The 12,683-nt window shown below is 70.4% G+C and carries 10 protein-coding genes; 6 read left to right on the top strand and 4 right to left on the bottom strand.

What is annotated here, in order from left to right; genetic code table 11:
- Positions 1-180: 180 nt before the first annotated feature.
- The gene (locus ACFVZW_RS03860) at positions 181-1,980 is read right to left on the bottom strand and encodes a serine hydrolase (protein WP_384516297.1); all 1,800 of its coding nucleotides are present in this window, start codon (positions 1,978-1,980) and stop codon (positions 181-183) included.
- A gap of 170 nt (positions 1,981-2,150) precedes the next feature.
- Here ACFVZW_RS03860 and ACFVZW_RS03855 point away from each other — a divergent pair, with 170 nt between their 5' ends.
- Together ACFVZW_RS03855 and ACFVZW_RS03850 are read left to right on the top strand one after the other, a co-directional pair.
- On the top strand, positions 2,151-3,257 hold the full coding sequence (locus tag ACFVZW_RS03855; RefSeq protein WP_376430417.1) for an NAD(P)H-dependent flavin oxidoreductase: 1,107 nt from the start codon (positions 2,151-2,153) through the stop codon (positions 3,255-3,257).
- Positions 3,257-4,807, top strand: a complete 1,551-nt coding sequence (locus ACFVZW_RS03850; RefSeq protein ID WP_384516294.1) for an acyl-CoA synthetase — start codon at positions 3,257-3,259, stop codon at positions 4,805-4,807. The genes ACFVZW_RS03855 and ACFVZW_RS03850 overlap by 1 nt, the downstream gene beginning before the upstream one ends.
- 8 nt (positions 4,808-4,815) lie before the next feature.
- Here the strand turns inward: ACFVZW_RS03850 and ACFVZW_RS03845 are convergent, their stop codons facing one another.
- On the bottom strand, positions 4,816-5,850 hold the full coding sequence (locus ACFVZW_RS03845) for a hypothetical protein (protein WP_384516291.1): 1,035 nt from the start codon (positions 5,848-5,850) through the stop codon (positions 4,816-4,818).
- A 252-nt stretch (positions 5,851-6,102) separates the two neighbouring features.
- Here ACFVZW_RS03845 and ACFVZW_RS03840 point away from each other — a divergent pair, with 252 nt between their 5' ends.
- A complete protein-coding gene (locus tag ACFVZW_RS03840) occupies positions 6,103-6,885 on the top strand; it encodes a helix-turn-helix domain-containing protein (protein ID WP_384516288.1) in 783 nt (260 codons plus the stop codon).
- Positions 6,886-6,916: 31 nt separating this feature from the next.
- Here the strand turns inward: ACFVZW_RS03840 and ACFVZW_RS03835 are convergent, their stop codons facing one another.
- A complete protein-coding gene (locus ACFVZW_RS03835; RefSeq protein ID WP_384516285.1) occupies positions 6,917-7,120 on the bottom strand; it encodes a hypothetical protein in 204 nt (67 codons plus the stop codon).
- 301 nt (positions 7,121-7,421) lie between these two features.
- Between ACFVZW_RS03835 and ACFVZW_RS03830 the strand changes: the two genes are divergently transcribed.
- The 3 genes from ACFVZW_RS03830 to ACFVZW_RS03820 all read left to right on the top strand — a co-directional run bounded on the left by ACFVZW_RS03830 (position 7,422) and on the right by ACFVZW_RS03820 (position 11,233).
- On the top strand, positions 7,422-8,447 hold the full coding sequence (locus tag ACFVZW_RS03830; RefSeq protein ID WP_384516282.1) for an aldo/keto reductase: 1,026 nt from the start codon (positions 7,422-7,424) through the stop codon (positions 8,445-8,447).
- Positions 8,448-8,534: 87 nt separating this feature from the next.
- Positions 8,535-9,629: a calcium:proton antiporter gene (locus ACFVZW_RS03825; protein WP_384516280.1), complete on the top strand. Its 1,095-nt coding sequence runs from the start codon at positions 8,535-8,537 to the stop codon at positions 9,627-9,629.
- A gap of 104 nt (positions 9,630-9,733) precedes the next feature.
- Positions 9,734-11,233: a fatty acyl-CoA synthetase gene (locus ACFVZW_RS03820; protein ID WP_384516277.1), complete on the top strand. Its 1,500-nt coding sequence runs from the start codon at positions 9,734-9,736 to the stop codon at positions 11,231-11,233.
- A gap of 26 nt (positions 11,234-11,259) precedes the next feature.
- Here ACFVZW_RS03820 and paaK read toward each other — a convergent pair whose 3' ends face one another.
- Positions 11,260-12,549 carry a phenylacetate--CoA ligase PaaK gene (gene paaK, locus ACFVZW_RS03815; RefSeq protein ID WP_384516274.1) on the bottom strand — a complete coding sequence of 430 codons (1,290 nt, stop codon included), beginning with the start codon at positions 12,547-12,549 and terminating at the stop codon, positions 11,260-11,262.
- Between the last annotated feature and the right edge of the window lie 134 nt (positions 12,550-12,683).

The following is a 12,683-nucleotide window of genomic DNA, read 5'->3' as shown; positions in this document are numbered from 1 at the left end:
AGGTGGTCCGTCCCGTGGCGCTGGGCATTCCCGGCGCCTCGTGTGCCCATAACGAGACACCCCCCAAAATGGCCTCCGCCGAGGAGCCGGACCACTACCGTCAGGTGGTGGAGGACTTCCTCACCCGGGCGGAGGGGGAGCCGGCGGAGGCGTCGGGCCGGTGACGGTCCCGCGGACGGGTCAGTCCGCCGACCTGGTCCACCCCACCGCCTCGATCCGGGACCCGTCCGCCGGCCGCGCATCCTCGAACACCCGGCGCCCGGAGGCGTCCAGGACCCGCAAGGCGTCCACGTACACCCCGCGCCCGACGTAGAGCCGGTCCGTCGTGTACCGCCAGCGCAGGCGTACGGCGGCGGCGCCCCAGGCCGTCAGGTCGGCGACCGCCTGGTGCCAGACGCGCCCGGAGAAGCCGCTCACCGAGCCCGCCGGACGCACTTGCGGCTCCTGCCCCTTGCGTACGGTGGCGAACGGCACCGGGCCCCAGGTCGCGCCGTCGTCCGTCGACGCCTCCAGGAAGGCGGCGTCCGCGCCCGGTTCGGTGTCCCACCAGAGCGCGCACTCCAGGCGGCCCGTCCCACTGAGCGGCGGCAGCGTCAGCGTGGCCGTCGTCGCGCTCGCCATCCCGGAGAACCACGAGTCCCGGCCGCGCGCCGGACGGACCGGGACGGCACGAGCCAGGTTGTTCGCCGCGGCGACACGGGGAGCGGAGCCGGAGCGCCAGGTCCGGACGGGGTGGACGGAGTTGCCGAGGACGACGAGGAACGCGTCCGTCGTCGGGTCCAGGACCAGACTCGTACCGGTGAAGCCGGTGTGGCCCGCCGTGCGCGGGGTGGCCATCGCGCCCATGTACCAGTGCTGGTGGAGCTCGAAGCCGAGGCCGTGTTCGTCGCCGGGGAAGGCCGTGTTGAAGTCGGTGAACATCAGCTCGACGGACTCGGGGGAGAGGATCCTGGCGTGGCCGTACGCCCCGCCGTTGAGGAGCGTCCGGGCGAGTACGGCGAGGTCCCAGGCGCAGGAGAAGACCCCGGCGTGGCCGGCGACCCCGCCGAGGCTGTACGCGTTCTCGTCGTGGACCTCACCCCAGACCATGCCCCGGTCGAGGCCGGACCAGGGGAGCCGGGAGTCCTCCGTCGCCGCGATCTTCGGCTTCCAGGAGAGCGGGGGGTTGAAACGAGTGCGGTGCATCCCGAGCGGAGCGGTGATCTCGTTGTGGAGCAGTACATCCAGAGTGTGACCGGTGATCTCCTCCAGGATCAGTTGAAGGGAGATCAGATTCAGATCGGAGTAGAGGTACTTGGTGCCGGGCGGACTCGGCAGAGTCTCGTTCCACAGCAGCCGCAGCTTCCCCTCCCGTGTCGGCTCCTTGTACAGCGGGATCCAGGCCCGGAACCCCGAGGTATGGGTGAGCAGCTGACGGACCGTGACGTCCTGCTTCCCGCCGCCCCCGAACTCCGGCAGATACGCGGTGACCTTCGCCTCCAGCTCCAGTGCCCCGCGCTCGATCTGCTGCACCGCCAGGATCGAGGTGAACAGCTTCGACACGGACGCCAGGTCGAAGACCGTGTCCTGTGCCATCGCGATCCGCTGCTCCGCCGGCAGCTCGACCCCGCTGTCCGTCGTCTCGTCGTACCCCGAGTACCGCACCGCCGCCCCGATCGGCCGGTGCAGCGCGACCGTCCCTCCCCGCCCGGCCAGCAGTACCGCACCCGCGTACCACGGGTGCTTCGGGGAGGGACCCAGGAACGCCTCGGCGTCGGAGACCAGCCGGTCGAGGTGCGCGGGCAGCAGTCCGGCCCGCTCGGCGGACCCGTGCCGCAGGGTCGTCCGCCCGCCCCGGGGTGCGGAGGCCGCTGCGGCCCCCGGAATCGAGCCGACCATCACCGCACCCCCCAGGGCGAGAAGCCTGCCGCCGAACGCCCGGCGGCTGAGTCCCCGGCCCACCGCATCCCGTGCCGAACCACCTGCCGATTCCTCCGTCATCCCTACCCTCTCCCACACCCCTGAAAGAATCCTTCGGCCACACGCGCAACGCCTGAAACTTTCTTACCGGGGTGAGGGTGAGTCAAGGAAGCGGGCGGCGGCGCAAAGAATCTGACACTGCATCAGAAAATCTCTTCCCTCGGCCGTTCCGCTGCGGCATCCTGCCGCCCATGAAGACGGAGCTGAGCCAAAAACTGGGGATCGAGCACGCCATCTTCGGCTTCACGCCCTTCCCCGCGGTGGCCGCCGCCATCACCAGAGCCGGCGGATTCGGCGTTCTCGGCGCGGTGCGCTACACCGCCCCCGACGATCTCGCGCGCGACCTCGACTGGATGCAGGAGCACACCGACGGCCTGCCCTACGGCCTCGACGTCGTCATGCCCGCGAAGAAGGTCGAGGGGGTGAGCGAGGCCGACGTCGAGGCGATGATCCCGGAAGGGCACCGGGAGTTCGTCCGCACCACCCTCGCCAAACACGGCGTACCCGAACTCGCCGAAGGCGAGGCCTCCGGCTGGCGCATCACCGGCTGGATGGAACAGGTCGCCCGCAACCAGCTCGACGTCGCCTTCGACTACCCCATCAAGCTCCTCGCGAACGCCCTCGGCTCCCCGCCCGCCGACGTCGTCCGGCGCGCCCACGACCACGACGTCCTCGTCGCGGCCCTCGCCGGCAGCGCCCGGCACGCCCGCCACCACGCCGAGGCCGGCATCGACGTCGTCGTGGCCCAGGGCTACGAGGCCGGCGGCCACACCGGCGAGATCGCCTCCATGGTCCTGACCCCCGAGGTCGTCGACGCCGTCTCCCCGCTGCCCGTCCTCGCCGCCGGCGGCATCGGGAGCGGCGAACAGATCGCCGCCGGGCTCGCGCTCGGCGCCCAGGGCGTCTGGCTCGGCTCCCTCTGGCTCACCACCACCGAGGCCGACATGCACTCCCGTGCCCTGACCGCGAAACTCCTCGCCGCCGGCTCCGGCGACACCGTCCGCTCCCGCGCGCTGACCGGCAAGCCCGCCCGCCAGCTGCGCACCGAGTGGACCGACGCCTGGGACGACCCGGACGGGCCCGGCACCCTTCCCATGCCCCTGCAGGGGCTGCTGGTCGCCGAGGCCGTCTCCCGTATCCAGAAGTACGAGGTCGAGCCGCTGCTCGGCACCCCCGTCGGGCAGATCGTCGGCCGGATGAACTCCGAGCGCAGTGTGCAGCAGGTCTTCGACGAGCTCACCAGCGGGTTCGAGAAGGCCATCGACCGCATCAACCGCATCGCCGGACGGAGCGAGTGATGAGCCAACAGCCCAACGGTTTCTGGTCGCAGGCCGCCGCCGACCCCTCCCGTACGATCCTCATCGCGCCCGACGGCGAGGAGTGGACGGCCGGACGGCTCCACGCCGACGTGAACCGGCTGGTCCACGGGCTGCGCGCGGCCGGTCTGGAGCGGGGCGACGTCTTCGCCGTCGTCCTGCCCAACGGGGTCGAGTTCCTCACCGCCTATCTCGCCTCCGCCCAGGCCGGGTTCTATCTCGTCCCCGTCAACCACCACCTCGTCGGGCCGGAGATCGCCTGGATCGTCGCCGACTCGGGCGCCAAGGTGCTCATCGCCCACGAGCGGTTCGGGCCCGCGGCGACGGCCGCCGCCGACGAGGCGGGCCTGCCCGCGACCCACCGTTACGCCGTGGGCTCCGTGGACGGCTTCCGCCCCTACGTCGAACTCCTCGAAGGGAAACCGGAGTCGGCCCCCGAGGAGCGCACCCTCGGCTGGGTCATGAACTACACCTCCGGCACCACGGGCCGACCCCGCGGCATCCGCCGCCCGCTGCCCGGCAAGCTCCCCGAGGAGACGTACCTCGGCGGCTTCCTCGGCATCTTCGGGATCCGGCCCTTCGAGGGCAACGTCCACCTCGTCTGCTCGCCGCTGTACCACACGGCCGTGCTGCAGTTCGCCGGCGCCGCTCTGCACATCGGCCATCCGCTCGTCCTCATGGACAAGTGGACCCCCGAGGAGATGCTGCGCCTCATCGACGGCCACGGCTGCACCCACACCCATATGGTCCCGACCCAGTTCCACCGACTGCTCGCACTGCCGGAGGAGGTACGGAGCCGGTACGACGTCTCGTCCATGCGCCATGCCATCCACGGCGCCGCCCCCTGCCCCGACCACGTCAAGCGGGCGATGATCGACTGGTGGGGGAGCTGCGTGGAGGAGTACTACGCGGCGAGCGAGGGCGGCGGCGCCTTCGCCACCGCCGAGGACTGGCTGAAGAAGCCCGGCACGGTCGGCAAGGCCTGGCCCATCAGCGAGCTCGCCGTCTTCGACGACGACGGCAACCGTCTCCCGCCCGGCGAACTCGGCACCGTCTACATGAAGATGAGCACCGGTGGCTTCTCGTACCACAAGGACGAGGCGAAGACCGCGAAGAGCCGCATCGGCGACTTCTTCACCGTCGGCGACCTGGGCGTCCTCGACGAGGACGGCTATCTCTTCCTCCGCGACCGCAAGATCGACATGATCATCTCGGGTGGGGTCAACATCTACCCCGCCGAGATCGAGTCGGCGCTCCTCACCCACCCCGCGGTCGCCGACGCCGCCGCCTTCGGCATTCCGCACGCCGACTGGGGCGAGCAGGTCAAGGCCGTCGTCGAGGCGGCCGAGGGCCACGAGCCGGGCGAAGCCCTCGCCGCCGACATCCTGGCGCACTGCGAGGAGCGCCTCGCCGGCTACAAGCGCCCCAAGTCGGTCGACTTCATCACGACCATGCCCCGCGACCCCAACGGCAAGCTCTACAAGCGCCGCCTGCGCGAACCGTACTGGGAGGGCCACGAGCGCCCGCTGTGAGCCGGGCACTACGCACGGCGTTCCGAGACATCTGTAGGGCCGTCCTCACCCTGGACAGGCAACGCCGACGTCGCTGATCGGTATGCCTTGGCCATGGCGTGGAAGGAGCGCTTGGGGGAGAGGCTGCCGTCGGGCATCAGTTTGCACACCCCGTAGGAGGCCATGTCGAGGTCGAAGCGCGGATCGGCGTGGTGCGGGTACTCGTATCCGGCGAAGGTGAACCAGAAGGCGGTGTCCACGCCTTCCTCGTCGAAGACGGCGAGCATCTCGCTCAGGTAGTGGGCCTGTTCTTCCTCGTCGCGGACGTAATCGCCGTTGATGCGGGGCGGATCGGCGTCGTGATCGACGACATCCACCCAGCCCATGCCGCCGCGCTCGGCTGCGCCCCGGTAGGTGCAGCAGCCGAATTCGGTCGCCGCGAGTGGCTTGCCGTGCCGGAAATACTCGCGCAGGCCCTGTCGGAATGCGTCACTGGCATCGCCATAGGCGTCCGCACTCACGATGTCGAAGGGCGCCCAATCGACCTCTTCCCACGTTCCGGAGGCGTAGGTGATCTTTCCGCTGAACCGTGAACGCACCGTTTCCGCGATGTCGGCCAGCAAGGAGTTCAGCCGGGCAGGAACCTCGGCCAGCCCGGCCAATGCCTCGGGGGCGCCGCTGGTCAGAGCCGCGATTCTGGCGATGCTGTCGTCTCCGGGGAGAATGTCGGCGGCGAACAGGCTCAGCTCGCAGCCGGTGACGAAGACGTCCGCCCCCACCTCCTGGGCGCGATCGGCACAGGTGGCGAAGTAGGGCGGCAGCTCCTCGGTGGACAGTTCGCAAGGGAACGGGGAGAACCAGACCTCAAGCCCGGCATCGGCGGCGTACCGGGCCGCAAGGGCCAGTCGCCCAGGGTCGCCGCCGGTGATCCGCACGGCATCGCAGCGCAGGTCGTCCGCGATGACGCGGATCTCGCGTCGCACCGCGTCGGCGTCGAAGACGGGCCGCGAACTCTTACCGCCCGGAGTGAAGCCGGTGTCGTAGGTGATGCCTTTGGCTCGCATGGGATGCTCCTGACAATCGATCGACATCTGGTGCTGCCGTGTTCGGCGATCGGAGCCGAACGTTAGGTACGAGTCGAAACGTCAGTCAACGGCGAACTCCTCACGACCGTGCCATTTGCACTGGCCAGCTACGCAACCGCCGATTGCAATGACGGTGATGCTCAATGCACCGCGAAGGAGAGGGTGTTGCAACGATCGGCGACCGGTGCACACACTGGGTGCCGAGACGACCGAATCAGAGGAACCGACCCGATGCCAGGACGCAGGCTGACCAGAGCCGACCGGCAACAGATCGCCGCGGGGTTGGCGCAGCGCCTGAGCTACGCCGACATCGCCAGACGCCTGAACCGTCCCGCCTCGACGGTGGGCCGCGAGGTCGCGCGCAATGGCGGACCCGCCCGGTACCGCGCGGAACTGGCACAGCTCGCGACCACCCACCGGGCCCAGCGCCGGCCGCGGCCCCCCGCCCCGGTGCAGCGGACCATCGAGCATCTCGGCCCCGACCCCGACGCAACGGCCGCGTTCGTCACCGACCTCACTTCAGCACTTGTCGCAACCGGCCTCCCGCGCACAGCCGCCCGGGTCATGGCCTGCCTGTTCGCCTCCGAGACCGGCAGTCGCACCGCCATCGAGATGGCGCAGCACCTGCACGTCAGCGCGGCGACCATTTCGCACGCGGTCCGCCTGCTGGAAGGGCAGGATCTGATCCGCCGCGGTCGCGATGACCGTGGCCGCCGCCACCGGTACTTCCTCGACGACAAGGCGGGCTTGCGGACCGTCGCGGCCAGCGTCGCCGCCAACCAGCGGTTGGCCGACACCGCGCTGCGCGGCGCCGAGCTCTTCGGAGCCGGGACCGCTGCCGGATACCGGCTCGCACTGGCGGGCCGATTCCTCGAACGCCTCGGCGACGACCTCATCCGCTCTGCTGAAGAGCACTGGCGTGACGTGGTTGGTGACAAGGGCGACGAATCCACGAGATGTGCGTCGACCTCCACCAAGAACTCCTCCAACTCGCCTGCTCCATCATCTGCTTGAGTCGACTACGCATCGCCATCCGAAACGATCACTAAGGCGATTGCTTCGACCGTGACGCGCTGCGGGCCCGTAGGCGGGCGATGATCCCGGCTGCCAGAGCGCGGCCCTCGGAGCTGAGAGAGGTGTCCGCGGCGAAGTGGATCAGACGGTTCAGCCCCTCGCGCCTGCGCACCTGGGTGAGAGCCAGCACGGCGATCACCCGGCCTTCCCCGTCCTGGTTCGTGTCGTCGGCCACTCGGGCCAAACGGTCCGCGCTGCTTGATGCGTGCTGCGTGACGCGAAGCCGGGTCAGCGCGAACGCCTGCTGGCGGCCCACCGGAAGTGGCGAAGTGAACCTGACAGCAGGCGGCGCGGCTGAACACCAGAGGCGACCCGCACTCGTCCGCGTGCCGCCCGTCGGAATCCGGCGGCCGGCCGCGGGGCGAGGTGCACCCCGAGGGGCCCAGGCCCGCCCCACATGCCTTGGCCTGCCGCCTCTCCGAGGACGTACAGTCGAACTGTCGTATGTCCCGGCCCAGGAAGGTGTGTTTCCCGCTGTGCGCTACCGACTCTTCGGCCGTACCGGCCTGCGCGTCTCCGAACTCATGCTCGGGGCGATGACCTTCGGCGAGGAGGGCGGCGCCGGCGTCTCACCCGAGGAGTCCCGTCGGATCGTCGATCTGTACGCCGATGCCGGCGGAAACGCCATCGACACCGCGGTCAACTACCGGGGCGGCGAGAGCGAGAGGATCCTCGGCGAGGTGCTCGCCGGGCGCCGTGACCGGTTCGTCCTGGCGACCAAGTACACCGTCACCCGCGATGCCACCGACCCCAACGCCGGCGGCAACCACCGCAAGAACCTCGTCCTCTCCCTGGAGACCAGCCTCAAGCGGCTGCGCACCGACTACATCGACATCTACTGGGTCCACATCTGGGACCGGCACACGCCGATCGAGGAGACGATGAGCGCCCTCGACGCCGCCGTGCGGTCGGGCAAGGTCCTCTACGTCGGCATCTCCGACGCCCCCGCCTGGGTCGTCTCCCGCGCCAACACGCTGGCGGAGTGGCGCGGCTGGCAGCCCTTCGCGGGCCTCCAGGTGCCCTACAGCCTGCTCCAGCGCGACATCGAGCGGGAGCTTCTGCCGATGGCCGAGGCGTTCGGCATGAGCGTCACCGCCTGGAGCCCGCTCGCCGGCGGTGTCCTCTCCGGCAAGTACACCCGGCCGGGCGGGCCGGGCGCCTCCGCGCGGCTCTCCGCCGGCTCCCTGTCCGACCGGGACCGCGCCGTGGCGCGCGCCGTGCAGGACACCGCCGACGAACTGGGTGTGACGCCCTCGCAGGTGGCGCTCGCCTGGGTCCGCTCCCGCTCCCGGGCCGTCCTCCCGATCGTCGGCGTCCGCACCGCGGACCAGCTCAAGGACAACCTCGGCGCACTCGACGTGACGCTGCCCCAGCAGAGCGTCGAGCGTCTGGAGGCGGCGACGGACTTCACGCGCGGCTTCCCCCACGACTTCATCGACGGGACCAGCCCGTGGGTGTTCGGCGACAGCTTCCCCAAGCTCGACGGGCGTCGGTTCGGCTGACCGCGCAGCCCCCGGAGAGCCGGACCGCCCAGCAGTCCCATAGGCCCGCAAGGGGGCGAATGTCTCCTATATGGCAGGATGCGGGGCATGAGTTCGAGCGTGGGACTGACACGGCAGTGGACGACGTGGGGACCGGTCGTGGCGGCCGTGGCCCTCGGGTTTGCGTGGGGACGTGGTCTGCCGGGCTTCGTCGTCGGGATCGTCGCCGCCTGTCTGTTCGCCGCCGTCCTCGCCGCGGTCCACCACGCCGAGGTCGTCGCCCACCGCGTCGGCGAGCCCTTCGGCTCGCTCGTCCTCGCCGTCGCCGTCACGGTCATCGAGGTCGGACTGATCGTCACCCTGATGGCGGGCGGCGGCGAGAAGACCTCCACCTACGCGCGGGACACGGTCTTCGCCGCCGTCATGATCACCTGTAACGGCATCGTCGGGCTCTCGCTCCTCGTGGGCGCCCTGCGCAATCGCGTCGCCGTCTTCAATGCCGAGGGCTCCGGCGGCGCCGTCGCCACCGTCTGCACCCTCGCGACGATGACGCTGGTCCTGCCGACCTTCACGACCAGCCATGCCGGCCCCGAGTTCTCCGGCGCCCAGCTGGCCTTCGCCGCCGTCGCCTCCCTCTGTCTGTACGGGGTGTTCGTGGCCGTCCAGACCTTCCGGCACCGCGACTACTTCCTGCCCGTCGCGCGCCCGTGTCACGAGTCCGAGGACGACCACGCCGATCCGCCGACCGACCGGGAGACCTGGGCGAGCCTCGGCCTCCTCGTCCTGGCGCTCGTCGCCGTCGTGGGCCTTGCCAAGATCATCTCGCCCACGATCGAGGACGGCGTCGAGTCGGCCGGTCTGCCCAAGGCCGTCGTCGGCGTGATCATCGCCCTGATGGTGTTGCTCCCCGAGACGCTCGCCGCCGTGCGCGCCGCGCGCCGGGACCGGATGCAGACCAGCCTCAACCTCGCCTACGGCTCGGCGATCGCCAGCATCGGCCTGACGATCCCGGCGATCGCGCTCGCCTCGATCTGGCTGTCCGGTCCCCTGGTCCTGGGCGTCGGGGCGGTCCACATGGTCCTGCTCGTGCTCACCGCCGTCGTGAGCGCGCTGACCGTGGTGCCCGGACGGGCCACCCTGCTCCAGGGCGGCGTCCACCTCTCGATCTTCGCCGCCTTCGTCTTCCTGTCGTTCAGCCCGTGAGTTCGGCCGGCCCCTGAGGTCGTACGTCCCGGGGGTCTTCGGTCCAAGGCGCGGGGCTCGCTCCGGTACTTGACCCGCCGTCCGCCGCCGCCGAGGATCCAGCCATGGAACGACTCCTCACCCGGACCGTCGACGGCGTCCTGCGCATGAGCGCGCAGCGCACCCCCGAGCGGATCGCCGTGCGGTACGGCGACCGCTCCTGGACCTACGCGGAACTGGACGCTGCCGTGACCACCGCGGCCGCCGTGCTGCGGGAGCGGTACGGGCTGGCGGAGCGGGCCCGCGTCGCGACCTACGCCCACAACTCCGACGCCTATCTGATCGCCTTCCTCGCCTGCTCCCGCGCGGACCTGATCCATGTCCCGGTCAACCACCACCTCACCGGCGAGGACCTCGACTACATCCTCCGCCAGTCCGGCAGTTCGCTCGTCCTCGCCGACCCCGCACTCGCCGAGCGCGTCCCGGCGGACCTGACCGTACGGGCGCTGCGGGACACCGAGGACTCGTTCCTCGCGGCGCTCGCCGAGCCGGACGCGTACGACACCGACCGCGACGCCCGCGAGTACGTCCAGCTCCTCTACACCTCCGGGACCACCGCGCTGCCCAAGGGCGCCCGGATGACGCACCGGGCCCTGGTGCACGAGTACGCCAGCGCCATCGAGGCGCTCGACCTGCACGAGGACGACAAGCCGGTCCACTCGCTGCCGCTCTACCACTCCGCGCAGATGCACGTCTTCCTGCTGCCGTACCTGGCCGTCGGCGCCGAGAACACCATCGTCGACGGGCCCGATCCGAAGGTGCTCTTCGATCTGATCGAGGCGGGCCGCGCCGACAGCTTCTTCGCGCCGCCGACCGTCTGGATCGGGCTCTCCAACCACCCCGAGTTCGCGAGCCGCGACCTCTCCCGCCTGCGCAAGGCGTACTACGGCGCCTCGATCATGCCGGTGCCCGTCCTGGAGCGGCTGCGCGGCCGACTGCCCGCGCTGCGCTTCTACAACTGCTTCGGACAGAGCGAGATCGGTCCGCTCGCCACCGTCCTCGGCCCCGACGAGCACGAGGGCCGGATGGACTCCTGCGGGAAGCCGGTCCGCTTCGTCGAGGCCAAGGTCGTCGACGAGCACGGCGAGGACGTCCCGGACGGCACCCCCGGCGAGATCGTCTACCGCTCACCGCAGTTGTGCGACGGCTACTGGGACAAGCACGACGAGACCAAGGCGGCCTTCCGGGGAGAGTGGTTCCGCTCCGGCGACCTCGCCGTGCGCGATGCGGAGGGGTACTACACGGTCGTGGACCGGGTGAAGGACGTCATCAACTCCGGGGGAGTGCTGGTCGCCTCCCGCCAGGTCGAGGACGCTCTCTACACCCATCCGGGCGTCGCCGAGGTCGCGGTCGTGGGCTTGCCCGACGAGCGCTGGATCGAGGCGGTCACCGCCGTCGTCGTCACCAAGTCCGAGGTCACCGAGGCCGAACTCCTCGCCCACGCACGCGAGAAGCTCGCCCACTTCAAGGCCCCGAAGAAGGTCCTGTTCGTGGACGAGCTGCCGCGCAACGCCAGCGGGAAGATCCTCAAGCGGGAGCTGCGCGACCGCTTCGCCGTTTCATAGCGCCCGCCGCACGCACGAGGTCCTGCTCAGTGCTCGCCGCGCAGGTCCACGATCCGCTTGATCTTGCCCACGGACCGCTCCAGCGTCTCGGGGTCGACCACCTCGACCCCGACCGAGACCCCGATCCCGTCCTTGACCGCCTGCGCGATCGCCCGGGCCGCCTCCGCACGCTGGTCGGGGGTGGCGTCGGGCCGCGCCTCGGCCCGTACCGTCAGCGCGTCGAGCCGTCCCTCCCGGGTCAGCTTCAGCTGGAAGTGCGGGGCCACCGCCGGCGTACGCAGCACGATCTCCTCGATCTGGGTGGGGAAGAGGTTCACCCCGCGCAGGATCACCATGTCGTCGCTGCGGCCGGTGACCTTCTCCATCCGCCGGAACACCCGCGCCGTGCCCGGCAGCAGCCGGGTCAGGTCCCGGGTGCGGTAGCGGATGACCGGCATGGCCTCCTTGGTCAGCGAGGTGAAGACCAGCTCGCCCTCCTCGCCGTCCGGCAGCACCTCGCCCGTGAACGGGTCCACGATCTCCGGGTAGAAGTGGTCCTCCCAGATGTGCAGTCCGTCCTTGGTCTCCACGCACTCCTGCGCGACGCCCGGCCCCATCACCTCCGAGAGCCCGTAGATGTCGACGGCGTCGAGGGCGAACCGCTCCTCGATCTCCCGCCGCATCGCCTCCGTCCACGGCTCCGCGCCGAACACCCCGACCTTGAGCGAGGTGGTCCGCGGATCGATGCCCTGGCGCTCGAACTCGTCGAGCAGCGTGAGCATGTACGAGGGCGTCACCATGATGACCTCGGGCTTGAAGTCCTGGATCAGCTGGACCTGGCGGGCCGTCATGCCGCCCGAGGCCGGGATGACCGTACAGCCGAGCCGCTCCGCGCCGTAGTGCGCGCCGAGTCCGCCGGTGAAGAGGCCGTAGCCGTAGGCCACATGGACCTTGTGGCCGGGCCGGACGCCGGCCGCGCGCAGCGAGCGGGCGACCACGTCGGCCCAGGTGTCCAGGTCGCGTTCGGTGTAGCCCACGACCGTCGGCCGGCCGGTGGTGCCGCTGGAGGCGTGGATGCGCCGGACCTCGGACTGGTCGACGGCGAACATGCCGAAGGGGTAGTGGTCGCGCAGATCCGTCTTGGCGGTGAACGGGAAGCGGGCGAGGTCCGCGAGCGAGCGGCAGTCGTCGGGGTGGACGCCCGCCTTGTCGAAGGACTGCCGGTGGAAGCCCACGTTCTCGTACGCGTGGCGCAGCGTGGCCCGCAGCCGCTCCAGCTGGAGCACCTCCAGCTCCGCGCGTCCGAGCCGTTCGCCGCTGTCCAGCAGATCCGTCATGTGCCGCCCACTCCCGTCCGCGCGCCCTGAACGTCCGAAATCGGACTACCGATCATTCGGTAGATCCGTTCGAGGTCAGTAAATCCGGCCGGACCCCGACCATGGCAAGGGGGTGACGCCGATTTTCTGATCCC

The sequence above is a fragment of the Streptomyces sp. NPDC059567 genome, assembly GCF_042735655.1.
GTDB lineage: Bacteria > Actinomycetota > Actinomycetes > Streptomycetales > Streptomycetaceae > Streptomyces.
This window is presented reverse-complemented; position numbering and strand designations above follow the sequence as displayed.